This window comes from Paenirhizobium cremeum (genome assembly GCF_022884085.1).
GTDB lineage: Bacteria > Pseudomonadota > Alphaproteobacteria > Rhizobiales > Rhizobiaceae > Allorhizobium > Allorhizobium cremeum.
The window spans coordinates 13,035-37,612 of sequence record NZ_JAGGCS010000003.1 but is presented as its reverse complement, the minus strand read 5'-3'; the positions used below and the strand labels follow the sequence as shown (position 1 = coordinate 37,612).

General features: G+C 61.7%; 23 protein-coding genes. 11 read left to right on the top strand and 12 right to left on the bottom strand.

Annotated features, from left to right (window positions below; genetic code table 11):
- The first annotated feature begins 242 nt into the window (after window positions 1–242).
- Window positions 243–4,055, top strand: a complete 3,813-nt coding sequence (locus J5N58_RS06545; RefSeq protein WP_244710148.1) for a vitamin B12-dependent ribonucleotide reductase — start codon at window positions 243–245, stop codon at window positions 4,053–4,055.
- Window positions 4,056–4,519: 464 nt separating this feature from the next.
- Window positions 4,520–4,807: a GIY-YIG nuclease family protein gene (locus tag J5N58_RS06540; protein WP_113442898.1), complete on the top strand. Its 288-nt coding sequence runs from the start codon at window positions 4,520–4,522 to the stop codon at window positions 4,805–4,807.
- Between the two features lie 404 nt (window positions 4,808–5,211).
- Here the strand turns inward: J5N58_RS06540 and J5N58_RS06535 are convergent, their stop codons facing one another.
- The 3 genes from J5N58_RS06535 to J5N58_RS06525 all read right to left on the bottom strand — a co-directional run bounded on the left by J5N58_RS06535 (window position 5,212) and on the right by J5N58_RS06525 (window position 7,227).
- Window positions 5,212–5,415, bottom strand: a complete 204-nt coding sequence (locus J5N58_RS06535; protein ID WP_113442880.1) for a DUF1059 domain-containing protein — start codon at window positions 5,413–5,415, stop codon at window positions 5,212–5,214.
- Between the two features lie 131 nt (window positions 5,416–5,546).
- Window positions 5,547–5,978, bottom strand: coding sequence for an OsmC family protein (locus tag J5N58_RS06530; RefSeq protein ID WP_112830248.1), 432 nt, complete (start codon window positions 5,976–5,978; stop codon window positions 5,547–5,549).
- 994 nt (window positions 5,979–6,972) lie between these two features.
- Window positions 6,973–7,227: a hypothetical protein gene (locus tag J5N58_RS06525; RefSeq protein ID WP_112830249.1), complete on the bottom strand. Its 255-nt coding sequence runs from the start codon at window positions 7,225–7,227 to the stop codon at window positions 6,973–6,975.
- A 182-nt stretch (window positions 7,228–7,409) separates the two neighbouring features.
- On the opposite strand from J5N58_RS06525, the gene J5N58_RS06520 reads away from it, so the two are divergent.
- Window positions 7,410–7,721 carry a DUF1883 domain-containing protein gene (locus J5N58_RS06520; RefSeq protein ID WP_112830250.1) on the top strand — a complete coding sequence of 104 codons (312 nt, stop codon included), beginning with the start codon at window positions 7,410–7,412 and terminating at the stop codon, window positions 7,719–7,721.
- A gap of 11 nt (window positions 7,722–7,732) precedes the next feature.
- On the opposite strand, the gene J5N58_RS06515 is transcribed toward J5N58_RS06520, so the two are convergent.
- Both J5N58_RS06515 and J5N58_RS06510 read right to left on the bottom strand, forming a co-directional pair.
- Complete coding sequence (locus J5N58_RS06515; protein WP_244710146.1) at window positions 7,733–9,043, bottom strand: replication-associated recombination protein A; 1,311 nt, start codon at window positions 9,041–9,043, stop codon at window positions 7,733–7,735.
- Window positions 9,040–10,446, bottom strand: coding sequence for a DegQ family serine endoprotease (locus tag J5N58_RS06510; protein ID WP_113340546.1), 1,407 nt, complete (start codon window positions 10,444–10,446; stop codon window positions 9,040–9,042). The genes J5N58_RS06515 and J5N58_RS06510 overlap by 4 nt, the downstream gene beginning before the upstream one ends.
- A gap of 200 nt (window positions 10,447–10,646) precedes the next feature.
- Between J5N58_RS06510 and J5N58_RS06505 the strand changes: the two genes are divergently transcribed.
- Entirely contained in the window at window positions 10,647–10,967 is a 321-nt protein-coding gene (locus J5N58_RS06505) for a lysozyme inhibitor LprI family protein (RefSeq protein WP_244710465.1), read from the top strand.
- A gap of 42 nt (window positions 10,968–11,009) precedes the next feature.
- Here the strand turns inward: J5N58_RS06505 and J5N58_RS06500 are convergent, their stop codons facing one another.
- Window positions 11,010–11,402 carry a GFA family protein gene (locus tag J5N58_RS06500; protein WP_112830254.1) on the bottom strand — a complete coding sequence of 131 codons (393 nt, stop codon included), beginning with the start codon at window positions 11,400–11,402 and terminating at the stop codon, window positions 11,010–11,012.
- A 245-nt stretch (window positions 11,403–11,647) separates the two neighbouring features.
- On the opposite strand from J5N58_RS06500, the gene J5N58_RS25925 reads away from it, so the two are divergent.
- Window positions 11,648–13,987, top strand: a complete 2,340-nt coding sequence (locus tag J5N58_RS25925) for a calcium-binding protein (RefSeq protein WP_113467245.1) — start codon at window positions 11,648–11,650, stop codon at window positions 13,985–13,987.
- Between the two features lie 115 nt (window positions 13,988–14,102).
- Here the strand turns inward: J5N58_RS25925 and ilvD are convergent, their stop codons facing one another.
- Window positions 14,103–15,938, bottom strand: coding sequence for a dihydroxy-acid dehydratase (gene ilvD / locus J5N58_RS06480; RefSeq protein WP_113442883.1), 1,836 nt, complete (start codon window positions 15,936–15,938; stop codon window positions 14,103–14,105).
- 226 nt (window positions 15,939–16,164) lie between these two features.
- On the opposite strand from ilvD, the gene J5N58_RS06475 reads away from it, so the two are divergent.
- The 3 genes from J5N58_RS06475 to msrQ all read left to right on the top strand — a co-directional run bounded on the left by J5N58_RS06475 (window position 16,165) and on the right by msrQ (window position 18,424).
- The gene (locus tag J5N58_RS06475) at window positions 16,165–16,653 is read left to right on the top strand and encodes an RICIN domain-containing protein (protein ID WP_244710144.1); all 489 of its coding nucleotides are present in this window, start codon (window positions 16,165–16,167) and stop codon (window positions 16,651–16,653) included.
- Window positions 16,654–16,821: 168 nt separating this feature from the next.
- Window positions 16,822–17,769 carry a protein-methionine-sulfoxide reductase catalytic subunit MsrP gene (gene msrP, locus J5N58_RS06470; protein ID WP_113426785.1) on the top strand — a complete coding sequence of 316 codons (948 nt, stop codon included), beginning with the start codon at window positions 16,822–16,824 and terminating at the stop codon, window positions 17,767–17,769.
- A gap of 1 nt (window position 17,770) precedes the next feature.
- Window positions 17,771–18,424, top strand: coding sequence for a protein-methionine-sulfoxide reductase heme-binding subunit MsrQ (gene msrQ, locus J5N58_RS06465; protein WP_113426786.1), 654 nt, complete (start codon window positions 17,771–17,773; stop codon window positions 18,422–18,424).
- Window positions 18,425–18,483: 59 nt separating this feature from the next.
- Here the strand turns inward: msrQ and J5N58_RS06460 are convergent, their stop codons facing one another.
- A complete protein-coding gene (locus J5N58_RS06460) occupies window positions 18,484–19,056 on the bottom strand; it encodes a DoxX family protein (protein ID WP_113426787.1) in 573 nt (190 codons plus the stop codon).
- A gap of 370 nt (window positions 19,057–19,426) precedes the next feature.
- On the opposite strand from J5N58_RS06460, the gene J5N58_RS06455 reads away from it, so the two are divergent.
- The 3 genes from J5N58_RS06455 to J5N58_RS06445 are packed head-to-tail and all read left to right on the top strand — an operon-like array spanning window position 19,427 to window position 21,622.
- The gene (locus J5N58_RS06455; protein WP_113426788.1) at window positions 19,427–19,864 is read left to right on the top strand and encodes a YciI family protein; all 438 of its coding nucleotides are present in this window, start codon (window positions 19,427–19,429) and stop codon (window positions 19,862–19,864) included.
- 25 nt (window positions 19,865–19,889) lie between these two features.
- The gene (locus J5N58_RS06450) at window positions 19,890–20,312 is read left to right on the top strand and encodes a VOC family protein (RefSeq protein WP_244710141.1); all 423 of its coding nucleotides are present in this window, start codon (window positions 19,890–19,892) and stop codon (window positions 20,310–20,312) included.
- A 50-nt stretch (window positions 20,313–20,362) separates the two neighbouring features.
- A complete protein-coding gene (locus J5N58_RS06445; protein WP_244710139.1) occupies window positions 20,363–21,622 on the top strand; it encodes an RNA polymerase sigma factor in 1,260 nt (419 codons plus the stop codon).
- A gap of 124 nt (window positions 21,623–21,746) precedes the next feature.
- On the opposite strand, the gene J5N58_RS06440 is transcribed toward J5N58_RS06445, so the two are convergent.
- From J5N58_RS06440 to rpsK, 4 genes are all read right to left on the bottom strand, one after another.
- A complete protein-coding gene (locus J5N58_RS06440; protein ID WP_244710136.1) occupies window positions 21,747–22,208 on the bottom strand; it encodes a GNAT family N-acetyltransferase in 462 nt (153 codons plus the stop codon).
- A gap of 221 nt (window positions 22,209–22,429) precedes the next feature.
- Window positions 22,430–22,855: a 50S ribosomal protein L17 gene (gene rplQ / locus J5N58_RS06435; protein ID WP_112830264.1), complete on the bottom strand. Its 426-nt coding sequence runs from the start codon at window positions 22,853–22,855 to the stop codon at window positions 22,430–22,432.
- 125 nt (window positions 22,856–22,980) lie between these two features.
- Entirely contained in the window at window positions 22,981–23,991 is a 1,011-nt protein-coding gene (locus J5N58_RS06430) for a DNA-directed RNA polymerase subunit alpha (RefSeq protein ID WP_112830265.1), read from the bottom strand.
- A gap of 100 nt (window positions 23,992–24,091) precedes the next feature.
- Window positions 24,092–24,481, bottom strand: a complete 390-nt coding sequence (rpsK, locus tag J5N58_RS06425) for a 30S ribosomal protein S11 (RefSeq protein ID WP_007598338.1) — start codon at window positions 24,479–24,481, stop codon at window positions 24,092–24,094.
- Window positions 24,482–24,578: the final 97 nt, after the last annotated feature.

The following is a 24,578-nucleotide window of genomic DNA, read 5'->3' as shown; positions in this document are numbered from 1 at the left end:
GGCCTGCCCGAACCGGTCTTGTGTGCGATTTTCTGCCGCCAAAACGCAAGTGGGGACTGGCAGCAAGAATTTGTTAACACTATATCTAGTAGGCTTGCAGCCGTAATCAACACAATATAGACCGTCACTCATCTCCGGGTGAATCAACTGACGGACGAATGACAACCGGCTGCGCGGCAAGCGCTTGCAGACGGACGGGGCTTTTTGCGCCTATAATGGCGCGCCAGATGCGAGGGACGAAGATGCGTATAGAACGACGTTTTACCAAGCCAGGCCAATCAGCCTATGCGGAGATCGAATTCCGCAAGGCTGTGAGCGAGATCAAGAACCCCGACGGTTCGATCGTCTTCCGGGCGGCCGATATCGACGTGCCGGCGCAGTTCAGCCAGGTCGCGACGGACGTTCTCGCCCAGAAGTATTTCCGCAAGGCCGGCGTGCCGAAGGCCCTGAAAAAGGTCGAGGAGAATGACGTCCCCTCCTTCCTGTGGCGCTCCGTACCCGACACCGAATCCCTGAAGGCGCTGCCCGAAAACGAGCGCTTCGGCTCCGAAACCGATGCCCGTCAGGTCTTCGACCGTCTCGCCGGCACCTGGACCTACTGGGGCTGGAAGGGCAAGTATTTCACGTCCGAGGAAGATGCCCTCGCCTTCCGGGACGAGCTTGCCTATATGCTCGCCACCCAGCGCGTCGCCCCGAATTCCCCGCAGTGGTTCAACACCGGCCTGCACTGGGCCTATGGCATCGACGGCCCCGGCCAGGGCCATTTCTACGTCGACCCCTTCACCGGCAAGCTCGTCAAGTCCAAGTCGGCCTATGAGCATCCGCAGCCGCACGCCTGCTTCATCCAGTCCGTCGAGGACGACCTCGTCAACGAGGGCGGCATCATGGACCTCTGGGTCCGCGAAGCCCGTCTCTTCAAGTACGGCTCCGGCACCGGCTCCAACTTCTCCTATCTGCGCGGCGAAGGCGAAAAGCTTTCGGGCGGCGGCCGCTCCTCCGGCCTGATGAGCTTCCTGAAGATCGGCGACCGCGCCGCCGGCGCGATCAAGTCGGGCGGCACCACCCGCCGTGCGGCGAAGATGGTCGTGGTCGACATCGACCATCCGGATATCGAAGCCTATATCGACTGGAAGGTGAAGGAAGAGCAGAAGGTCGCAGCGCTGGTCACCGGCTCCAAGATCGTTGCCAAGCACCTCAAGGCGATCATGAAGGCCTGCGTCAACTGCGAAGCGGATAACGACGAATGCTTCGATCCGGCCAAGAACCCGGCGCTGAAGCGTGAAATCCGCGCCGCCAAGAAGGATCAGGTTCCGGAAAACTACATCAAGCGGGTCATCCAGTTCGCCCAGCAGGGCTACAAGGACATGGAGTTCAAGACCTACGACACGGACTGGGATTCGGAAGCCTATCTCACCGTTTCCGGCCAGAACTCCAACAACTCCGTCTCGCTGAAGGATGACTTCCTGCGCGCCGTCGAGGCCGATGGCGACTGGAACCTGACCGCCCGCAAGGACGGCCGCGTCATGAAGACGCTGAAGGCGCGCGACCTCTGGGACAAGATCTCCTATGCCGCCTGGGCATCGGCCGATCCGGGCCTGCATTTCAACACGACGATGAACGACTGGCACACCTGCCCGGCCGCCGGCCCGATCCGTGCGTCGAACCCGTGCTCGGAATACATGTTCCTCGACGACACGGCCTGCAATCTCGCTTCGCTGAACCTCCTGCAGTTCAAGGACGCTGCGACGAAGAAGATCAACATCGCCGATTACGAACACGCCGTTCGCCTGTGGACCGTCGTTCTCGAGATATCGGTGATGATGGCGCAGTTCCCGTCGCGCCAGATCGCCGAACTCTCCTACGAATACCGCACGCTCGGCCTCGGCTATGCCAATATCGGCGGCCTGCTGATGTCTTCGGGCATTCCGTACGACTCGGCTGAAGGCCGCGCCATCTGCGGCGCGCTGACCGCGATCATGACCGGCGTTTCCTACGCGACCTCGGCCGAGATCGCCTCCGAACTCGGTCCGTTCCCGGGCTATGCGCCGAACCGCGACAACATGCTGCGCGTCATCCGCAACCATCGCCGCGCCGCCCATGGCGAGACCTCGGGTTATGAAGGCCTGTCGGTTGATCCGGTCGCACTCATCCACGCCGATTGCTCCGACCCGGCCCTGATCGCTCATGCGAAGGCTGCCTGGGACAAGGCCTTGGCGCTTGGCGAACAGCACGGCTACCGCAATGCGCAGGTCTCTGTTATTGCCCCGACCGGCACGATCGGTCTGGTCATGGATTGCGACACGACCGGCATCGAGCCCGATTTCGCGCTGGTCAAGTTCAAGAAGCTCGCCGGCGGCGGCTATTTCAAGATCATCAACGCCGCCGTTCCGGAAGCGCTGCGCACCCTCGGCTACACCGAAAGCCAGATCGCCGAAATCGACGCTTATGCCGTCGGCCATGGCAACCTGAACCAGGCACCTAGCATCAATCCGTCGACGCTGAAGGCCAAGGGCTTCACCGACGAGAAGATCGAAGCCGTCAACGGCGCGCTGAAGGCCGCCTTCGACATCAAGTTCGTCTTCAACCAGTGGACGCTCGGCGCCGACTTCCTGAAGGGCACGCTCAAGGTTTCCGACGAGCAGCTCTCCGACATGAGCTTCAACCTGCTTGAGCATCTCGGCTTCACGAAGAAGGAAATCGAAGCCGCGAACATCCATGTCTGCGGTGCGATGACGCTGGAAGGCGCACCCTTCCTCAAGCCCGAGCATCTGGCCGTATTCGATTGCGCCAATCCCTGCGGCAAGATCGGCAAGCGCTACCTTTCGGTCGAAAGCCATATCCGCATGATGGCAGCGGCTCAGCCGTTCATCTCGGGCGCGATCTCCAAGACGATCAACATGCCGAACGAGGCGACCGTCGAGGATTGCGGCGCAGCCTACATGCTGTCATGGCGTCTGGCGCTCAAGGCCAACGCGCTCTATCGCGATGGCTCCAAGCTCTCGCAGCCGCTCAACGCCGCGCTGATCGAGGACGAGGATGAAGAGGATGCACTCGACGACCTGATCCAGCAGCCGGTTGCCGCACAGGCGGTCACCGTCACCGAAAAGATCATCGAACGGGTGATCGAGCGGGTCGTGCGCGAGCGGGAGAAGCTTCCGAACCGCCGTCAGGGCTACACCCAGAAGGCCACCGTCGGCGGCCACAAGGTTTATCTCCGCACCGGCGAATTCGGCGACGGCCGCCTCGGCGAGATCTTCATCGACATGCACAAGGAAGGTGCCGCCTTCCGTGCGATGATGAACAACTTCGCCATCGCGATCTCGCTCGGCCTGCAATACGGCGTTCCGCTCGAGGAATATGTGGAGGCCTTCACCTTCACCAAGTTCGAGCCGGCCGGCATGGTTCAGGGCAATGACGCGATCAAGAACGCCACGTCGATCCTCGACTACGTGTTCCGCGAACTTGCCGTCTCCTATCTCGGCCGTCACGACCTCGCCCATGTCGACACGTCGGACTTTTCCAACACCGCGCTCGGCAAGGGTATTCAGGAAGGCAAGACCAACCTGATTTCCACCGGCTGGACCCGCGGCTACAAGCCGACGCTGGTTTCCGGCGGCAATGTCGACCGCTCGCTCGCCGAGCCGAAGGGCGCGGCGACCGCCGCCCCCGCCAAGGCATCCGGTGGCGCCAACGTGACGGCATTTTCCGGCAACGCGGCCCGCAAGCTGGAAGTGACGACCGCCATCTCGACCTCCGAAATCGTCGCCTTCAAGCGCGACTACGAGGAACGCGCAGCCGAACTGGCGGAAGAGATCGCCGAGGAAGTGGCAAGCGAGCCGGCACAGGAAAAGACCGCGCTCTTCTCCGACAAGGCCGCAGCCGACGCCGCTGCCGCCAAGACGGAAGCCAAGAAGCTCGAGGCCGACCGCCGCATGCGCTCGATCGCCCAGGGCTACACCGGCAACATGTGCTCCGAGTGCCAGAACTTCACCATGGTCCGCAACGGCACCTGCGAGAAGTGCGACACCTGCGGCGCAACGAGCGGGTGCAGCTGATCTCTAGGCCCGATTGAGCAAATTTCGACTGGCAAAGCCCGGAAACATGGTTTCCGGGCTTTGTTCTATCTGCATCTTTGTAAGAACGCGCCGACGGCTTCGCTATTTCTCCGTCATTCCTNCGCAACGAGCGGGTGCAGCTGATCTCTAGGCCCGATTGAGCAAATTTCGACTGGCAAAGCCCGGAAACATGGTTTCCGGGCTTTGTTCTATCTGCATCTTTGTAAGAACGCGCCGACGGCTTCGCTATTTCTCCGTCATTCCTTGTGCTTGTCACAGGAATCCAGCCGGCGAGCGTCTGCGAGCCGGGAAGACAACAGTCTCATACAGCCGTGTCTTCAAATGTCTTCCGCGCGATGGACATCGCGCTGCTGGATCCCGGCACAAGGCCGGGATGACGGAGAAACGTTGGCACGGCATCACACGGCCTTTGCTTGTTCGGCCGGTCATGCCATCCTGCCCACATGCGTCAGGGCTATGTCTACATCCTTGCTTCCAGACGGAACGGCACGCTCTACACGGGCGTGACGAGCGACCTCGCGCGCCGTCTCCATGAACACCGGCATGACCTCACACCGGGCTTCACGAGCCGATATGGCGTCAAGACGCTTGTCTGGTTCGAGGTCCATGACCTGATTACATCAGCCTTGACGCGGGAAAAGACCATCAAGAAATGGCCAAGGGCATGGAAACTCAATCTGATCGAGAGCGTGAATCCCGACTGGGATGACATCTCCCACTATCTGCTGTGATCCCGTTTCCTTAATGCTGCAGGCGGGCGGGAAAATATGAAGGAATTCGGGAGATCGAAGCGGGCCCGGCAATAGCAGAGCCTTTACCTAAACGCCGAGCTCCGCGGGGAAATTCGCCGCGAATTCGCAGGCGGCAAGTGTGTGAAGATCGTTCCCACAGCCGTCATTCCTGTGCTTGTCACAGGAATCCAGCCGGCGAGCGTCTGCGAGCCGAAAAGACAATAGTCTTCATCCGGCCATATCTTCAAATGTCTTCCGCGCGATGGACATCGCGCTGCTGGATCCCGGCACAAGGCCGGGATGACGGGGAAACGTGAACTCCTATCCAGCCTCGGTTCTTACCGGGTTCCCCCTCGCCACCCCCTCCGCAAAGGAGGTGGCGCTTGGCTCCCATCACCCCAGCGTCATGCGACGTTGCGGGATGGTTCCATCTTGTGGATGGCCTTCTTGATTTCCTGGCGGAATGCGGGGGTGTCGTGTTCGCCATGAACGGCAACGGCATGCTGCACGGCGGCGTTGACGAGTTCCTCCGTGGTGTCTGCCGAGATGGCGACGGTGCATTTCATTTCGCTCGGGAATTCACGGCAATCGATGTATTGGCGTGACATTTTCTCCTCCTCACGAAGCTCCGGCCGGGGCGGCCGGAAGGCGAAATCATACGCCCATTATCGAGGACCGGCAAACGACAAACGCTGCCCGCCGGCCCCGTCAAATCTTTCGCAATCGGGAGAAAAGCCCCTCAGCCGAAGGTCACATTGAGGCTGATCGGAACGGCGGCCAGCGCCTTCGAGACCGGGCAGCCGGCCTTGGCCTTTTCGGCAATGCCGCGGAAGGTCGCCTCGTCCGTGCCGGGCACCTTGCCACGCAGGCTGAGTTCGATCGCGGTGATCGCAAAGCCGCCGCCGACCTGATCGAGCGTTACCTTGGCCGTCGTATCGAGGGCTTCCGCGGTGAAGCCGGCATCCCCGAGTTCCTTGGAGAGCGCCATGGTGAAGCAGGCGGCGTGCGCCGCGCCGATCAGTTCCTCCGGATTGCTGCCCGGAACGCCCTCGAAACGGGTCTTGAAGCCATAGGGGTGCTCTTTCAATGCGCCGCTTTCGGTGGAAACCGTTCCGCGCCCGTCCCTCAGTCCGCCGCTCCAGTGGGCGGAACCACGCTTTTCAATGGCCATTCTCTTTCTCCCTGGGTTCAGTCAGAATTCGACCCGAAGTCTAATGCGCGAAGACGACATCTGTTCCGCGTTCACCCGATTTTGCCCTCCGTTATCCCTGACCCGTTCCGGCCCCCGCCGGGGGGTCCGCAAACCGGGCTGACCTCGGGGCCAGTCTCTCAAGGGGTCCGATGAAGGCCGGCGTCCCCGTGCGATGGACATCCCGCGGCGGGATATCGGGTCAGGCCCGGCATGAAGGGGCCGGCATAAAGGGGAATGAGTGGCATTGGGTGGACCAAGGGAAGCTTTCGGAGATAGATGACAGCGGGAAAAAATGAAGAAGTATCACCGGAGCGGGCAGAAACAGCGCCCCTCACCCCCAATCTATCCGCTCTTCCCCGTTTTCCCGCAAAATCCCCGTCCTCATGCCTCATGCCTACAATCTCCTCGTCCCGTCGCGGATACACCGGCAGGCGTGCCGGCGAGGCGGGGCCGGCGCGGGTCGTGAGGGAGAGACGCAAGATCTCACGATCCGGGTCCGCGCAAACTGGTCTCCCTCCGGCGACGTGGGGACATGGGAAGGCTTCGGACGGCTGAACCCCATGTCGGCCCTGACGGCGCGCCGGACGCGCCTGCAAGGCGTCAGAGACCGGCGGTGTCGGGTGGTCCCGGGCGTCCGGCGGCAAGAGCCGCAGCCCGATGGACGGAAACTCCCGGGAACCGCCGGAGCAGAGGGACCGACCGCGCGGATAAAAACCGCCGAACGGGACACGATCGGGTGTCATCGTTTTTATTTCATTCGCGGCACGCGATCGTGTCCCGGCCGACCTTCAGCCGGAGGTCTCCGCAAGGTGGCGATGGAGGACCAAGACAATACCTCAAGCCGCGGGGCCGCAGGGCTCGCGTGAAGGAGAACGCATGCCTGCCCGTCACGAGGAAAAAAATCCCCCGTCCAGGGAAGACGGGGGATCAGGTGGAGGTCGGAGGGGAATGTCGTTGTCTGTTCTTTTTGCGGTTATGGCGTGCCGGCCTTCCGTGCAGGAAGGGGTAGTTCGTCGCGTTCGCGCCAGTAGCGCAGGCGCAGACGCGGCGCCAGAAGCCGGGCGATGAAGGGTGTGGCGACAAAGGCCGCGACGATCACCGCCGGCAGCAGATATTTCGCCTGTTCGGCGAGCGCCGGCACCGAAAGCACGGTGATCGCGCCTACGCCGAAGAGAACGGCATTGACCATCAGGGCGACCACGAAGGTGATGAAAAGATCGGTCTTCATCGGGGTCTCCTTCTCTGCTTAAGTGTATCTTGCCTTCAGTCTTTCTTCAGCCGGAAAACGCCCCGCGGCGGACTTTGTTCCGGGTCGTGACCTCGTGAACCGCCATGCGCCACGAACCCTTCCTTAACCCCGATGATGTAGATTAGCGAAGTTGAATTGATGACATCGAGACGAGGAGCCGAATGTCCAGGCCGACCTTCCGCTTTAGCCACTACGACCTCAAGGAACAGCGCGCCGGCACCATCATCGAAGTGACGCTGTCGGCGGTCGCCAATGTGCGGCTGATGACGCCCGGCAATTTCCAGCGGTTCAGGGAAGCGCTCGATTTCAAGTATCTCGGCGGCGTCGCCAAGAAGTCGCCGATCAAGCTCACCATTCCCGAAAGCGGCCACTGGCACCTGATCGTCGACATGGAAGGCCATCACGGCCTTGCCGATTCCTCGGTAAAGATGATCGCGGCACCCTCGGCACCGCGGGTGAGCAAGGCCTCCTGAACTTTCAGGCTTCAGCCGTTGCGCTCGCGGCGCAGCTTGGACCACCAGTCCAGCCGCTTGCGGATTTCCCGCTCGAAGCCCCGTTCCGGCGGATCGTAGAAGGTCCGGCGGCCCATCTTTTCGGGGAAATAGTCCTGGCCGGAAAAGGCGTCCGGCTCGTCGTGGTCGTAGCGATAGCCCTCGCCATAACCCTCGCCCTTCATCAGCTTGGTCGGGGCGTTCAGGATATGCTTCGGCGGCAGCAGCGAGCCATTCTCCTTCGCCGCCCGCATCGCCGCCTTGTAGGCGAGATAGACGCCGTTCGACTTCGGCGCGGTGGCGAGATAGACGCAGGCCTCGGCCAGCGCCAACTCTCCCTCCGGTGAGCCGAGATAGTCATAGGCGTCCTTGGCGGCATTGCAGATGACGAGCGCCTGCGGGTCGGCAAGCCCGATATCCTCGACCGCCATCCGAACCAGCCGGCGGCCGAGATAAAGCGGGTCTTCGCCCGCGTCGAACATGCGGCAGAGATAATAGAGCGCGGCATCCGGATCGGAACCGCGCACCGATTTGTGCAGCGCCGAGATCAGGTTGTAATGGCCGTCCTGCCCCTTATCGTAGACCGGCGCCCGGCGCTGAACGATCCGCGTCAGGCCGTCGGTGTCGAAGATCTCGTCCTTACGGGCGGCGCGCCAGACCTCCTCTGCCAGCGTCAGCACCGCGCGACCGTCGCCATCGGCCATGCGGATCAGGGCGGCGCGGGCATCCTCGTCGAGCGGCAGCGGCCGGTGTTCCGTTTCCTCCGCCCGCTTCAGGAGCGTACCGAGGCTCTGCTCGTCATGGGGCTTGAAGGTCAGCACCCTCGCCCGGGAGAGAAGAGCGGCGTTGAGTTCGAAGGAGGGGTTCTCGGTCGTGGCGCCCACAAGGATCACGGTGCCATCTTCCATCACGGGAAGGAAACTGTCCTGCTGGGCGCGGTTGAAACGATGGATCTCGTCGACGAAGAGCAGCGTCTGGCGGCCTTCCATGCGGCGCATGCGGGCCGCCTCGAACACCTTCTTGAGGTCGGCGACGCCCGAGAAAATCGCCGAGATCTGCTCGAAGGCGAGCCCGGCCTCGCCCGAAAGCAGCCGGGCGACCGTCGTCTTGCCGGTGCCCGGAGGGCCCCAGAAGATCATGGAGCCGAGCGAGCCGGAAGCGATCATGCGGGCAAGGACGCCGTCCTCGCCCGTCAGATGCTCCTGTCCGGTCACGTCGGCAAGCGTCTTCGGCCGCAGGCGGTCGGCGAGCGGCCGCCGCGCCTCCACTTCCTGCGGGACCTGCGGCGCGAAGAGATCACTCATCGGAAGACCTGTCTTATGCGCTGGCCGTTGCGTTCGACCTCGACGCGCCAGAAGCCGGGATCGCCGTCGGCGATCTTCGCCATCTCGGCGGCCGAGCCGACCGAGACACCGTTGACGGAGACGATGATGTCATGGGGTGCGAAGCCGAGACGGGCGGCGGGCGATCCCTGGGCGATATCGGTAATCACCACGCCGGTCACCTCCGACGGCATTTGCAGTTCGTAGGCGAGCTTGGGCGAAAGATTGGCGACCTTGGCGCCGGCAAAGGGATTGCGGCCCTCGATCAGCCTTTCGTCCCGAGGCGTGGTTTCCGGAGCCCCCGCAAGCGTCAGGGTGATCTGCTTTTCCTCGCCGTTCTCGCGAACCGTGAGCTTGACCGCCTTGCCGAGACCGGCGGTGGTCAGCCGGTAGCCGAGCGCATCGGGATGCTCGACCGGAACGCCGTCGACGGCCACCACCACCTGCCCGGCCCTGAGGCCGGCCTTGGCCGCGGGCCCACCGTCCACCACGCGCACAACCAGCGCACCGCGCGCCTTGTCGAGACCGAGCGCCTCGGCGACGTCGGAGGTCACCGGATCGAAGCTTGCGCCGACATAGGGGCGCTCGAAGCTGGTCGTGCCGCGATCGGCGGCGTCGAGGAACACTTTTACGAGATTGGCGGGAATGGCGAAGCCGACACCGTTCGACCCGCCGCCCTTGGAGAATATGGCGGTGTTGATGCCGATCAGCTCGCCCTTCATGTTCATCAGCGCGCCGCCGGAATTGCCGGGATTGATGGCGGCGTCCGTCTGGATGAAGAAGCCGAAATCGCCTTCGGTCACCTGATTGCGCGCCAGCGCGGAGACGATGCCCGAGGTGACCGTCTGGCCGACGCCGAAGGGGTTGCCGATCGCAAGCACGAGATCGCCGACCTCGATCGCATCCGAGTTGCCGATCGGAAGCGTCGGCAGCTTTTCGTGGGCGTCGATGCGCAGCACCGCGAGATCGAGCCGCTCGTCCTTCAGCACGACCTTGACCGGAAACTCGCGGCCATCGGCCAGCGCCACCTTGATGTCGTCGGCACCGTCGATGACGTGGTTATTGGTAACGACCGTGCCGTTCTCCTCGACGATCACGCCGGAGCCGAGCGACGACTGCTTTTCGGTGCGGTTCGGCATCTGCTGGCCAAAGAACTGTTCGAAAAAGGGATCGCCGGCAAAGGGCGAAAGCCGCCGCTGCACGATGCGTTCGGCATAAACGTTCACCACGGCGCCATGGGTCTGCTTGACCAGGGGCGCAAAGGACATCTGCATCTCGAGCTGCGACTGCGGAACGGTCTTGGCATCCTGGGCAAATGCGATGCCGGGAGCGGCCAAAGACAGCGCCAGCAGCGTAACCGCCGCATACCGAACAATGCCTTGCATGAAAGTCTCCTGCTGTTGTCGATCGTGTTTTAGTGCGGCCGACGGGCGAAGGGAATGGAAATATGGCCGCTTGTGTCTCGCGCTGATGATTTAGACGTGAATCGAACAAAACCAAGGCATTGACCGTTACAAGTCGGTAATGTCGGAGACTTTGCGAGGAAGACGAAATGCGCCCTTTTACCGCCGCCACGATCCTGACGATGGCATACGCCTGCTTCATCACCACCACACCGACCAACGCCGCAAGCTTCGACTGCGATCGGATAGACCTTGCGGCCGACGAAAGCGCGATCTGCGGCAACCGTGTTCTCAACGATCTCGACGTGAAGATGGCGACCACCTTCGAGCTCATCAGCGGTTTGCTACCGATGGGCAATCGCGGAAAGCTGCAGGACGACCAGTCCGCGTGGCTGAAGAAAAGACAGGCCTGCGGCGGCGATGCGACCTGCTTGCGCAACGTCTATGACGAGCGGCTGAAACAGTTCGAGGACACCTACAACAATCTCGGCAAACCGCTCTAGGATACCGGCTCCGAGTTTCGGAGCGTTCCATCTCGCAGCCGGCTATTCCTCGGAACGGCCGGAAGAGCTGCGATTGCCTTCGTAATGCCTCCTGAGCGGAAACGGCGGCAGCCAGGACTCCCGCCGGACGGTCCAGAGTTCGTAGGTCGGCATGAACTGATCGGGAGCGTCGAGCGATCCGAGGTTCACCTCGACTTCGTCTCCGCTGCGTCCGAAAACCGGCGAGCCGCAACGAGGACAGAAATGGCGTCCGGCATATTCGCCCGTTTCGCCGTCAACCGTCACCGCATCGTGCGGAAATATCGCCGAGGCATGAAAAAGCGCCCCGTGATGCTTGCGGCAGTCGAGACAGTGACAGATCCCCACCCGGTAAGGACGTCCCGTCGCGACAAGGCGGACATTGCCGCACAGGCAACCGCCGCTGAAACTCTCCATGCTTACCTCCTCCTCAAAACGGCCCTCCGCGGCAATTGCACCAGGCGCAGATCTCAAGCCAACACCTGCTTGCGACGCGGACAGGACAGATCCATACACACATTAAAATCTACATATGGATATTGATGCCCTCGCAACATCCCATAGATAGATTCTGGACGGAACATTAAGTCATCGTTAAGGTTTGGAAGAGCCTGATGCAATCGCGGGTTTCGGGGGAGCTGGGGCAACACCGAGGCCAGACCATGACTGATACGATCCATCTGCCGGAAAATGCCACCGACAAAGACATCGCGACAGCCATCGCGAGCCTGACCTCGGGGGGAACCGTGGTCCTCCCCGAGAACGCCAACATCACCGTCACGGCACCGATCGTCGTGCGGATAGATGCGCAGGACATCAAAATCGACCTGAATGGCAGTACGCTGACGACCACCGGGAATTTCAGCGCCATCGACGTCTACGGGCAGGAAAAGCCGCTCGAGGACGTGGCGCTCGGCTCTGACGGGTCTGGAAATGCGACCATAACCTATGACAGCCTGCCGGCGGGTATCGAGGTCGGAAGCTGGCTGAAGGTCGTCTCGGACGACGCCTTGCCGGGCGATCACATCGATGGCGGCGACAAGGGGCTCAACACCAATCTCGGCCAGGCGGCCAGGGTGATCGCCATCGAGGGAAATACCGTCATTCTCGATGGCTCGCTGGTGGAGCAGGAACTCTACTCCACCAATGTCCGTGCCGGTCTCTATGCCGAGGGCAGCTTCAGCCTCAGCAACGGCCATTTCGAGGGCATATACGACGACGAGATCGTCGAAGGCGGGCCGGCACTCGTGCGCATACGCTCGATGACGGATACCGAGATCAGTGATATCACAGTCCAGAACGCTTCAAACGGCATTGCCTTCATCAACAACGTCAATGCCAGCGCGACCGACGTCTCTGGCTCGACCCTGCATTCCGTCGTCCAGTCGGCGACCTCGCTGAACACCACGATCGACGGTCTCTTCGCCGAGCATGTCAATCACGGCGTTCTGGTGCATACGACCGGCACCACGCCGGATGCCGCATCCGCCTCCAACTATGGCGCCGATATCCAGCTTGTGACCACCAACTCCGTTGTCTACGATGCCGCAAAGGCGGCCTATGACTTCCATTCGGAAAGCCGCGACGGGCTTTATACCGATGTGCTCGCCTTCGATTCCCGGATGTTCGGCGACCTTCGCGGCATCGGCAACACGTTCTCCGACAGCGCAGGGGCCGGAAACACCTATGGTGTCCAATTTTACGAATATGGCGACGGCGACGGCCGCAATTCGACAGTCGACAATCTGACCCTGCGCGAAACGACCAATTACAGCTTCATCATCAGCGGCCAGCCCCGCGACAACGTCGTGATCGACAGCCACTTCGAGAGCTATGGCAAGGGTTACAGCATCTCGCCGGATGCCGTCGAGTTTATCAATACAACGGTGAAGGAGAATGTCGTCGGCAATGCGGATACGCTCATCGGCACCGGCGAGGACGACAAGCTTCTTGGCGGACAAGGCCTGGATGCCCTGTCCGGCGGGGCCGGCAACGATTATCTGTGGGGCGGCGTCGGGACCGACGCCCTCGAAGGCGGCGCCGGACGCGACCGGTTCGCCTACAATGCGCTCGACGAAGGCGGAGACGTGATTACCGGCTTCGCCACCGGGGATGGCGGTGACGTGATCGATGTCTCCGTCCTCGGCCTCAGGCTCGGCTGGGACCAGGGCGATTATCTCGCACAGGGTCTCGTCCGGGTCGTGCAATCCGGCACCGACTCCGTGGTTCAGGCACGCGATGGCGACAATGGCTGGACGACACTCGCAACGCTCGACAACGTTCTCGCCAGTTCCTTTACCGCGGCCAATCTGCAGGTCAGGCTCTCCGAACCGCTACCCGATCCTGTGACCTCGTCGACGCATTATTACGGCACCACCGGCGATAACTGGCTGAACGGCTCCTCCGGTGCGGACACCTTTCACGGGTCGGCGGGGAACGATTCCTATGTCTTCAACAATACCCTCGACCAGGTTGCCGGAGGAACCGATGACGGTGTGGATTCCGTCTGGGCATATCTCGGCGTCGACCTGCGCGGGCATAACGAGATCGAGAACATCCGGTTGAGGGCGGAAGCGGGCGAGGCCACGGTTTTCGGCAACGACGCAGCCAACCTCATTACCGGAAACAGCCAGTCCAACACCATCGTCGCCGGCCTCGGCATCGACAGTCTCTACGGCAAGGGCGGCGCCGACACCTTTGTCTTTGCCGAAGCCGGCAAGGCAAATGCCGACAATATCTGGGATTACAGCGCAGACGACCGGATCGCTCTGGAAAGCCGATTCTTCGTCGGGCTGGACGATGACGGCGACGGCGTTCTGGATGCCGACGCCTTCGTGGTCGCCTCAGCCGCCACGACGGAAGGACCGCAGATGATCTACAACAACAGTGACGGCAAGCTCTACTACGACAGCGACGGGGTGGGGACGAAGGCAGCCGAACCCGTGGTCAACCTTCCGACCGCGAAAACCTACTTCGACATCGGGCACATCCTGCTTCTTTAGGTTCGGCAAGGAACGGCCGAGTCTCAATCCGCGGGTCGCAGGTTTCAAGATCCGGAAAACACGAACGCCGGCAACATGGGTTGCCGGCGTTCGGTATCTTAGCCTCGAGCCGGCGTTATTCCGGCAGAATGCGCACGGCACCCTTGTCGGCCGAGCTTGCAAAGGCAGCATAGGCCTTGAGCGCAGTGGTGACATTGCGCTTGCGGGGATGTTCCGGCTTCCAACCGGCCTTGTCCTGGGCGGCGCGGCGGGCTGCCAGCTCGTCTTCGGCCACCAGCAGCTTGATCGTGCGGTTGGGGATATCGATCTCGATGGTATCGCCCTGGCGCACCAGACCGATGGTGCCGCCGTTTGCGGCTTCCGGCGAGACGTGACCGATGGAGAGACCCGAGGTGCCGCCGGAGAAGCGGCCGTCGGTAATCAGCGCACATTCCTTGCCGAGGCCCTTGGACTTCAGATAGCTCGTCGGATAGAGCATTTCCTGCATGCCGGGGCCGCCCTTCGGGCCTTCGTAGCGGATGACGACGACGTCGCCGGCCTTGACCTCGTTGTTGAGGATGCCCTTGACGGCGGCGTCCTGGCTTTCGAACACGACGGCCGGGCCGGTGAACTTCAGGATCGACTCGTCGACGCCGGCCGTCTTCACGATGCAGCCATCGAGCGCAATATTGCCCCTCAGCACTGCGAGACCGCCATCCTTGGAGAAGGGATGCTCCACCGAACGGATGACGCCCTTTTCGCCGTCGATGTCCAGATCGTCCCAGCGGGCGTTCTGAGAGAAAGCCGTCTGGGTCGGAATACCGCCCGGCGCCGCCTTGAAGAACTCGCGGACGGCCTCCGAATTGGTGCGGGTGATATCCCAGCGGTCGATGGCATCGCCCAGCGTCGTGGCGTGCACCGTCGGGCAGTCGCGATTGATGAGATTGCCGCGGTCAAGTTCGCCGAGGATGCGCATGATACCGCCGGCACGATGCACGTCTTCCATGTGAACGTCGCTCTTGGCGGGTGCGACCTTCGACAGGCAGGGAACCTTGCGGGAGAGCCGGTCGATATCGTCCATGGTGAAATCGACGTCAGCTTCGTGGGCGGCAGCGAGGATATGCAGGACGGTATTAGTGGAACCGCCCATGGCGATGTCGAGCGCCATGGCGTTCTCGAAAGCGGCCTTGGACGCAATGGTGCGCGGCAGGGCCGTCGCATCGTCCTGCTCGTAATAGCGACGCGCGAGATCGACGATCAGATGGCCGGCCTCGACGAACAGCCGCTTGCGGTCGCCATGAGTGGCAAGCGTCGAGCCGTTGCCCGGCAGCGAGAGACCGAGCGCTTCGGTCAGACAGTTCATGGAATTGGCGGTGAACATGCCCGAGCAGGAACCGCAGGTCGGGCAGGCCGAGCGCTCGATTGCCTGAACGTCCTCGTCCGACACCTTGTCGTCGGCGGCGGCAACCATGGCATCGACCAGGTCGAGCGCATGCTTCTTGCCATGCAGGACGACCTTGCCGGCTTCCATCGGGCCGCCGGAGACGAAGACGGCCGGGATGTTGAGACGCAGCGCCGCCATCAGCATGCCGGGCGTGATCTTGTCGCAGTTGGAGATGCAGACCATGGCGTCGGCGCAATGGGCATTGACCATGTATTCGACGGAATCGGCAATGAGTTCACGCGAGGGCAGCGAATAGAGCATGCCGTCATGCCCCATGGCGATGCCATCGTCGACCGCGATGGTATTGAATTCCTTGGCGACGCCGCCAGCCGCCTCGATTTCGCGGGCGACGAGCTGACCGAGATCCTTCAGGTGCACGTGACCGGGAACGAACTGGGTGAACGAATTCACCACGGCAATGATCGGCTTGCCGAAATCGCTGTCCTTCATGCCCGTGGCGCGCCAAAGGCCGCGCGCACCGGCCATGTTGCGGCCATGGGTCGTGGTTCTCGAACGATAGGCTGGCATCTTGTGATCTCTTGCTTGCTTCTATGAAAAACTGCCACCGGCAGGAGTTTGGGCGTCACTTCTAGCCGATTTCCCGCAGATCGACACTATCACAAGCCGAAAAAGTGGTACGGTTGTCGGCAGACGTCGACGCACACGTTTCATCTGCCTGCATCCGCCAGCATACGGAGCGTGGCCTCCCGATATTCATGTTATCAAAAATCCTTTGCCCGGAGAAGTTATCGACATGACAAACATCAAGAAACCGATTGCCCTCTGCCTCGCCGCCATCCTTGGCGCAGGCGCCGCACTCGCCGAGGATCTCCCGAAGGATCCGGTTTCCATCAAGAACGGCGCGAGCGGATTGTGCCTCGACGTCATGGACGAAAGCCAGGAAGCCGGCGCAGGCGTCGTGCAGTCGGAATGCAAGGATGGCGACAGCCGGGCCTGGCGTATCGAGCAGGCCGATGGCGGCTATCGCATCGTCAACAAGAAGAGCAATCTCTGCCTCGACGTGCGCGGCGGCAGCCGTGCGAACGGCACTCCGACCGTTCAGTCGAACTGCGACGACACGACCAACCAGCTTTGGCGCATCGCGCCATCCAGCAACGGTTACTCGCTCGCCAATATGAAGAGCAATCTCTGCCTCAATGTTCCGAACTCCGTGCGGCGCGTCGGCATCGCCATCGTGCAGTGGCCATGCCGCGCCAGCGCGGGCCAGAGCTGGAGCTGGTGAAACATCCCAAAGAATATTGCGGGCTGCGGCCGTCCTTGCTCCGCCCGGCTCACGGCGCAAACACGAAAAAGTGGCGGGCGGGATTATTTTCACCGGCCTGAAACTCTGCTCTGCAATGCCGCGTATTGGTAAAATGAAAGCCGATGGTCAAAACGAAGGACCCGCACCATGTCACGCTACCGTCCGCCACACATTGCAGGCAACGAAATCACCCCGCAGGCGCTCTACCTGAACCGGCGCTCCTTTCTCGGGGCGGCGGCGGCCGGGCTGGCGCTCGGCTCCGCGCCTCAGGCCTATGCCGCCGCGCTTTCCGCCAAACCGGGGCCCTATACCCTGAGCGAGAAGCTGACGACCAAGCAGGACGCCACGACCTATAACAACTTCTACGAATTCGGCACCGGCAAGGCCGATCCGGCCGCCAATTCCGGCCGTTTCAAGCCTCGCCCCTGGACAATCGACATCGGCGGACTGGTCGCAAAGCCGCAGACGATCGACATCGAAACCATCATGAAAGACTTTACCATGGAGGAGCGCATCTACCGGATGCGCTGCGTGGAGGCATGGTCGATGGTGATCCCCTGGATCGGCTTTCCGCTTTCCGCGCTGCTGGATCGCGTGGAACCGCTCGGCAGCGCCAAGTACGTCGCCTTCGAGACCGTCGTCCGGCCGGAGGAAATGCCCGGCCAGAGCGGCTTCTTCCAGTCCCTGCCCTGGCCGTATGTCGACGGGCTTCGTCTCGACGAGGCGCGCCATCCGCTGGCCATTCTCGCGACAGGGCTTTACGGCGAGACGCTGCCGAACCAGAACGGCGCGCCGATCAGGCTGGTGGTTCCGTGGAAATACGGCTTCAAAGGCATCAAGTCGATCGTGAAGATCACCCTCACCGAAAAGCAGCCGCCCTGCACATGGAACATTGCGGCACCAAACGAATACGGTTTCTACGCCAATGTGAACCCGGCGGTCGACCATCCACGCTGGAGCCAGGCGACGGAGCGGCGCATCGGCGAAGCCGAGGGCCTGTTCGGCGGCGCACGGATCAACACCCTGCCCTTCAACGGATATGCCGACGAGGTCGCAGGCCTCTATTCCGGCATGGACCTGACGAAATTCTATTGAGATGGCAACGTCGGCACTTTCCGCACGGCTGAAACCGGCCTCCATCTGGGCGCTCTATGTCATCGGGCTCGTTCCCGGCCTTTATGCCTTCTATCTCGGCATCTATGGCGGGCTCGGGGCCGATCCGGTGCGCGCCTTCGAGCATATGCTCGGTCTATGGGCCCTGCGCTTCCTCTGTCTCGGCCTGCTCGTCACGCCCGTTCGCGACCTGTTAGGCATTAACCTAATTAGCTACAGGCGTGCATTGGGGCTTCTCGCCTTCTACTATGTGCTCGCCCACTTCACCGTCTACCTGACGCTCGACCGGGGACTGATCCTTTCCTCGATCTTCGGCGACATCGCCAAACGACCTTATATCATGCTCGGCATGGCGGCACTGCTGATGCTCGTCCCGCTGGCGCTGACCTCGAACAAATGGTCGATCCGCCGGCTGGGGAGCCGCTGGAACACGCTGCACAAGCTCGTCTACGCGGTCGCCGCGGCCGCCGTTCTGCATTATTCGCTTTCGCTGAAAGCCATAACGGCCGAACCCGCCTTCTATCTCGGCGCGGTAACGCTGCTGCTCGCCTACCGGTTGGTCCGGCGGCGCATCCTGGACTGGAAGCGCGGCAGAAAGGGTGCAGTCATGCGACCACAGCGCTCCGCTGGCACCTGAACATCGAAAGGCCGGCGCGAACGCCGGCCCCTGCTCTCCTGCATTCGCCCGCGGGCAGATCAAAACTGCTTCCTGAACAACCGGTCGAGCGAGAGATAGCCGCCGCCGAAGGCCGCGGCGAGGAAGACGCCGCCCGTCCAGAAAAGCGAGGCAAGTTCGGCCTTGCCCTGAACCTGATGCAGGAATTTCGCACCACCGTCGATCAGCCTGACCTTGGCCTCCGGAGTAAAGAACTCACTGCCGGCCTTCAGCGCATCGATGCCGGCCTGGGTCAGGAAGGCGTCTCCGTAGGGATGCGTGAAATGATACAGCAGGGTGATCGCCAGCATGACGCCGTTTGCGAGAGCGATCGGACGGGTGAAAAGGCCGAGGACGATGAACATGCCGCCGAAGAATTGGAGGATCGCAAGGAAGGGCGACCACAGCCAACCGGGGTAGAAACCGAGATTTTCGACGAAACCGACCTGCGCCAGCGGCGCAGTGATCTTCGGCCATCCTTCGATGACAAGCATGCCGCCGACCGCCAGCCGGAATATGCTCCAGGCCATGGGCTGGGCAACCTTGTCATAGAACGGCCCCAAAGCCGGGATGAGCAGTCTTTCTTTCGAATTATCAAAGACTTCAATGGACATTTCATGCCTCACAATTTGCGCGTTGCAATGATTGGAGGGTAGGTCCGGCGGGCGAAAAACGCTTGACTCAGGTCAAGTTCACAGCGCTAAAATCGCTACTAAAGTTGAACAGTCCGTTCAACTTCCAGTGTTCACATCTGCGTGATGTGCCTTTTGCCGACCCAGGAAGGGAGCGCTCCAGAACCGAAACACGCGCCTTCCCGGGCCGTGCGAGCATTGCCGTGGAAAGCCGCGGCGGCTGTGACCCGTTGTTTGGAGGCATGGCGAGGAAAAATTCATGCCCTTGTCGATTCGGGCGTCTTTCGTTCGTCGTAAAATCACGCACCCGATCGAAACCCGGTGCGCAGGTTCATAAAGAGGAGAATGAGCAATGCGTGTAGTTGTATTCGTAAAGGCCACGGAAGACAGCGAAGCGGGCATCATGCCCACGAACGAGCTCGGCGAGGCGATGGGCAAGTTCAACGAGGAACTGGTCAATGCCGGTATCATGCTCGGGGGCGATGGATTGAAGCCCTCATCCAAGGGAAAGAGGGTCGCCTTCGACGGGGCAAGCCGCCGGGTGATCGACGGGCCTTTTGCCGAGACGCGGGAACTGGTCGCCGGCTACTGGCTCTGGGAGGTCAAGGACATGGACGAGGCGGTGGAATGGGTGAAACGCTGCCCGAACCCGATGCCCGGCCCGAGCGAAATCGAAATCCGCCCCGTCTATGAGCTTTCCGACTTTGCCGATGCGTTGACGCCCGAGGTCATGGAACTGCATGAACGCACCGGCGCGAAGCTCGCGCAGCAGGACGGCCAGAAAAACTGACCCCGACACGGGAAGGAGGAAAACCATGACAAGGATGATCTTCGTCAATCTGCCGGTCAGAAACCTGGCGGCATCGCGGGAGTTCTATATCGCGCTCGGCGGCACGATGAACCCGCAATTCTCCGACGAGCAATCCAATTGCCTGCTTCTGTCGGAGGCCATAGGGGTGATGCTGCTCACGCATGAGCGCTACGGCCAGTTCACCAGCCGGCCGATCGGCGACGCGCGCCGCGAAACCCAGACATTGCTGGCCATCAACGTCGACAGCCGCGCGGATGTGGATTCCACAGTCGATCGCGCCGCTTCCGCCGGAGGCAGGGCCGACCCCAATCCCCTTCAGGACCACGGCTTCATGTACAGCCGCAGCATTGAGGATCCGGATGGCTATGTCTGGGAGGTCTTCTGGATGGACCCGGCGGTCGCATCCGGCGAAAAGCCGACGACCTGACGAGCGACCTTTCCTTGACTGATACGGGACCGCCTCCATAATCGCGGCCGATGGAGGCTTCGGACACCCACAGAACGATCGAGACCGTCTACCGCATGGAGCGCGCCCGGCTGATCGCCGGGCTCGCCCGGATGCTGCGTGACGTGGGGCTCGCGGAGGAGCTGGCGCAGGATGCCCTGGTCAGCGCGCTTTCCGACTGGCCGAAGAACGGAATTCCGGCCAATCCCGGCGCCTGGCTGATGGCGGCCGCCAAACGGCGCGGCATCGATCAGTTGCGCCGGCGAAGGATGATCGACCGCAAGCATGCGGAGATCGGCCGCGATCTGGAGGAGGAACGCTTTGACGCGTTCGGGGAGATCGAAGCGAAGATGGACGACGACATAGGCGATGAGCGCCTGAGCCTCATCTTCACCGCCTGCCATCCAGCGCTTTCCACCGATGCCCGGGTGGCCCTGACGCTGCGGCTGATAGGCGGGCTGACTACGGGTGAGATCGCCCGGGCTTTTCTTTCCAGCGAACAGACGATCGCCCAGCGCATCGTCCGCGCAAAGAAGGCGCTGGGCAATGCCGGCATCGCCTATGAAGTGCCGCGCGGCGAACAGCGGGAATCGAGGCTCGCCTCCGTCCTGGAGGTGGTCTACCTCATCTTCAACGAGGGTTATGCGGCCAGTAGCGGCGAGGACGCCATCCGGCCGCAGCTTTCCCATGAGGCCATGCGGCTCGGCCGCATTCTCGCAGCGCTGGCGCCGGACGAGCCGGAAGCGCATGGCCTGCTGGCGCTTATGGAGATCCAGGCTTCGCGTCTGCCGGCTCGCATCGGTGCCGATGGCATGCCGGTCCCCCTCACCCGCCAGAATCGCGCACGCTGGGACCGGTTGCTGCTGCATCGCGGGCTGGCAAGCCTGGAACGGGCGGAACATCTCGGCGGCGCAAACGGCGTCTATGCGCTTCAGGCGGCGGTGGCCGCCTGCCATGCCCGCGCGGCGCGCTACGAGGACACCGACTGGATGCGGATCGCCACGCTGTACGACCGGCTGCTCAATGCCTGGCCATCGCCCGTCGTCGGCCTCAACCGGGCAATTGCCCATTCCATGGCCTTTGGAGCGGAGACCGGGCTCGTCCTTCTGGCCGAACTGGAAAGCGAGCCGGCGCTCAAGGATTATGCTCCGCTGCATGCGGCAAGAGGGGATTTTCTGCAGCGAGTCGGCAGAAGGCCGGAGGCGAAGGCCGCCTTCGAACGGGCGGCAGCACTCTCGGGAAACGAACAGGAAAGAGCCTTTCTCCTGGCAAGAGCCGCAGGCGGCGGCTGAACCGGCCCGTCAAGCCGCGATGCGCCGGAGCATTTCCGATGAAAACGGGGCGACAGCGCACGACAACAAGCGACGAGGTTGCGGTTTATCCCCACCTTCTGCCTCGACGTAACCGTTGTTCGTCTCACACGTAGACGGAAGGTGGCCGCATATATCGCTGGCGAGGTAAATCATTCATTTGACAGACTTCCGTCGGTGCGAAGCCGCAAGTTTGGTAGAAGCGGTTGGCTGCATCCGCTTCGGCGCTTCCTCCTACGAAGGTGTCCACATAGATAGACGAGTTCGCAGGGATGACAGAAATAGCCTTCTCCACCAGCATCCGGCCAACACCAAGCCTTCTGTACTCCGACGAGACTGCCAGCCATCGTATCCAGTGCTCTCGGCCCGCGCCACCGATCAAAACGCCGCCGATCAACGTCGTGATGTTTGCGCCTATCCGAGCGCAATATGCCTGTTTCTGCGCGATCTTTCGTAAGAGGATTGCTTCGAAGTGGGGCATCGGACCGAACAGTGGAGTCACCTGCTCAGCCAGCAACATCCAGGGATCGATGTCGCTGTGCTCGGCTAAAGTAATCTCAATCTGCATGTGCGTCCGCTTTTTCAATTTCTACCTTGTTGTAACCGACGGATGCTCACAACCGCTTCTGGCTGTGAGTTTCCTGCAGTCTTCGCAACCAGGATGGTCTCCGGCAAATGGCGAGCCCCCGCAACAGGCGAAATAATCGTCGCTCGGCGGAGCAACGGTAACGCAAAAAGCCGGGTGATCGCCCACCCGGCTTTTTCATTCATTCCCTTGCGGGAAGAACCTTATGCGGCTTCGGCAGCGTCGGCTTCAGCGGCGACGCGAGCCTTGTCGGCTGCGCCCTTGGCATTGACGTCGCGCTCGACGAATTCGATGACGGCCAGAGCGGCGTTGTCGCCCTGGCGGAAGCCGGCCTTCATGATACGCAGGTAGCCGCCGTTGCGGTTGGCATAACGCGAAGCGATGGCGTCGAAGAGCTTCTTGACGGCATCCTGATCGCGGATCTGCGAGATGGCCTGACGACGAGCGTGCAGGTCGCCGCGCTTGCCGAGGGTGACGAGCTTCTCGACGATCGGACGAATTTCCTTCGCCTTCGGAAGCGTGGTGACGATCTGCTCATGGGTGATGAGCGAAGCAGCCATGTTGGCGAACATCGCCTTGCGATGGCTGGCGGTACGGTTCAGCTTGCGACCGGCTTTCTGGTGGCGCATTGCTATTCTCCTTTAATGCAGGCTTCGCTTCGCACTTCGAGCGGCCCTGCCGTTTCCTGACACATACAGGCATTCGCCTGCAGTTTGACTGGAAAGGCAGAGGTGAACCTGCCTTTTTCTGACGCTTAGTACTGGTCTTCGTAGCGCTTGGCGAGATCTTCGATGTTCTCGGGCGGCCATGCCGGCACTTCCATGCCGAGGTGCAGGCCCATGGAAGCGAGAACTTCCTTGATCTCGTTCAGCGACTTGCGACCGAAGTTCGGAGTGCGGAGCATTTCTGCTTCCGTCTTCTGAATGAGGTCGCCGATATAGACGATGTTGTCGTTCTTCAGGCAGTTTGCCGAACGGACCGAAAGCTCGAGTTCGTCGACCTTCTTGAGGAGGGCCGGGTTGAACGCAAGTTCGGTGACCGATTCTTCTTCGACTTCCTTCTGCGGTTCGTCGAAGTTGACGAAGACCGACAGCTGGTCCTGAAGGATACGGGCAGCAAAAGCGACCGCATCTTCACCGGTGACAGAACCATCGGTTTCGATGGTCATCGTCAGCTTGTCGTAGTCGAGAACCTGTCCTTCGCGGGTGTTTTCCACCTTGTAGGACACCTTCTTGACCGGCGAGTAGAGGCTGTCGACCGGGATAAGGCCGATCGGAGCATCTTCCGCGCGGTTACGCTCGGCCGGGACGTAGCCCTTGCCGTTGTTGACCGTGAACTCCATGCGGATCTCGGCGCCCTCATCGAGGGTGCAGATCACATGAGCGGGGTTCAGGATCTCGATGTCGCCGACCGTCTGGATATCGCCGGCGGTGACAACGCCCGGACCCTGCTTGCGCACGACCATGCGCTTTGCGTCGTCGCCATCCATCTTGATGGCGATTTCCTTGATGTTGAGCACGATGTCGGTCACGTCTTCCCGGACGCCCGGGATCGACGAGAACTCATGCAGCACGCCGTCGATCTGGACAGCCGTGACGGCCGCACCGCGAAGCGACGACAAAAGAACGCGACGGAGCGCGTTGCCGAGGGTCAGACCGAAGCCGCGTTCCAGCGGTTCGGCGACGAGCGTCGCCTTGGTGCGGCCCGACGAGGTGAACTCCACCTTGTTCGGCTTAATCAGTTCCTGCCAATTCTTCTGGATCATGACTTTACCTTCCGTTCGTCGCCACCATCCAATCGTGGCGACCGAGCTTTAGAAGCACCGAGAGGAGCGCCCCTGCGCTCATCGGTGTGATTAACGATGATCAGACGCGGCGCTTCTTGCGCGGACGGCAGCCATTGTGCGGGATCGGGGTCACGTCACGGATCGAGGTGATCATGAAGCCGGCAGCCTGGAGGGCGCGGAGAGCGGATTCACGACCGGAACCCGGACCGCAAACTTCCACTTCGAGAGACTTCATGCCGTGTTCCTGAGCCTTCTTGGCGCAGTCTTCAGCAGCGATCTGGGCGGCAAACGGGGTCGACTTGCGCGAACCCTTGAAACCCTTGGCGCCAGCCGACGACCAGGCAATGGCATTGCCCTGTGCGTCGGTGATGGTGATCATCGTGTTGTTGAACGTCGAGTTGACGTGGGCAACGCCCGACGAGATATTCTTGCGTTCGCGACGGCGAATGCGGGTGGCTTCCTTGGCCATAACTTCCCTTTCATTGATCTTGACACCGCCGTAATACCAGCGGCTACACCCAGGAAGGGCCAGCGACAGCCCTTACCAAACTCAAAGAAGGCCGGCA

Coding starts and splice junctions, on each gene's coding strand:
- msrQ (WP_113426786.1), top strand. CDS start 17,771: ATGGCAACGTCGGCACTTTCCGCACGGCTGAAACCGGCCTCCATCTGG.
- J5N58_RS06525 (WP_112830249.1), bottom strand. CDS start 7,227: ATGAAGACCGATCTTTTCATCACCTTCGTGGTCGCCCTGATGGTCAAT.
- J5N58_RS06520 (WP_112830250.1), top strand. CDS start 7,410: ATGTCCAGGCCGACCTTCCGCTTTAGCCACTACGACCTCAAGGAACAG.
- J5N58_RS06545 (WP_244710148.1), top strand. CDS start 243: ATGCGTATAGAACGACGTTTTACCAAGCCAGGCCAATCAGCCTATGCG.
- J5N58_RS25925 (WP_113467245.1), top strand. CDS start 11,648: ATGACTGATACGATCCATCTGCCGGAAAATGCCACCGACAAAGACATC.
- J5N58_RS06455 (WP_113426788.1), top strand. CDS start 19,427: ATGCGTGTAGTTGTATTCGTAAAGGCCACGGAAGACAGCGAAGCGGGC.
- J5N58_RS06515 (WP_244710146.1), bottom strand. CDS start 9,043: ATGAGTGATCTCTTCGCGCCGCAGGTCCCGCAGGAAGTGGAGGCGCGG.
- J5N58_RS06475 (WP_244710144.1), top strand. CDS start 16,165: ATGACAAACATCAAGAAACCGATTGCCCTCTGCCTCGCCGCCATCCTT.
- J5N58_RS06530 (WP_112830248.1), bottom strand. CDS start 5,978: ATGGCCATTGAAAAGCGTGGTTCCGCCCACTGGAGCGGCGGACTGAGG.
- J5N58_RS06500 (WP_112830254.1), bottom strand. CDS start 11,402: ATGGAGAGTTTCAGCGGCGGTTGCCTGTGCGGCAATGTCCGCCTTGTC.
- ilvD (WP_113442883.1), bottom strand. CDS start 15,938: ATGCCAGCCTATCGTTCGAGAACCACGACCCATGGCCGCAACATGGCC.
- rplQ (WP_112830264.1), bottom strand. CDS start 22,855: ATGCGCCACCAGAAAGCCGGTCGCAAGCTGAACCGTACCGCCAGCCAT.
- J5N58_RS06505 (WP_244710465.1), top strand. CDS start 10,647: ATGGCATACGCCTGCTTCATCACCACCACACCGACCAACGCCGCAAGC.
- J5N58_RS06440 (WP_244710136.1), bottom strand. CDS start 22,208: ATGCAGATTGAGATTACTTTAGCCGAGCACAGCGACATCGATCCCTGG.
- rpsK (WP_007598338.1), bottom strand. CDS start 24,481: ATGGCCAAGGAAGCCACCCGCATTCGCCGTCGCGAACGCAAGAATATC.
- J5N58_RS06430 (WP_112830265.1), bottom strand. CDS start 23,991: ATGATCCAGAAGAATTGGCAGGAACTGATTAAGCCGAACAAGGTGGAG.
- J5N58_RS06535 (WP_113442880.1), bottom strand. CDS start 5,415: ATGTCACGCCAATACATCGATTGCCGTGAATTCCCGAGCGAAATGAAA.
- J5N58_RS06540 (WP_113442898.1), top strand. CDS start 4,520: ATGCGTCAGGGCTATGTCTACATCCTTGCTTCCAGACGGAACGGCACG.
- J5N58_RS06450 (WP_244710141.1), top strand. CDS start 19,890: ATGACAAGGATGATCTTCGTCAATCTGCCGGTCAGAAACCTGGCGGCA.
- J5N58_RS06510 (WP_113340546.1), bottom strand. CDS start 10,446: ATGCAAGGCATTGTTCGGTATGCGGCGGTTACGCTGCTGGCGCTGTCT.
- msrP (WP_113426785.1), top strand. CDS start 16,822: ATGTCACGCTACCGTCCGCCACACATTGCAGGCAACGAAATCACCCCG.
- J5N58_RS06445 (WP_244710139.1), top strand. CDS start 20,363: ATGGAGGCTTCGGACACCCACAGAACGATCGAGACCGTCTACCGCATG.
- J5N58_RS06460 (WP_113426787.1), bottom strand. CDS start 19,056: ATGTCCATTGAAGTCTTTGATAATTCGAAAGAAAGACTGCTCATCCCG.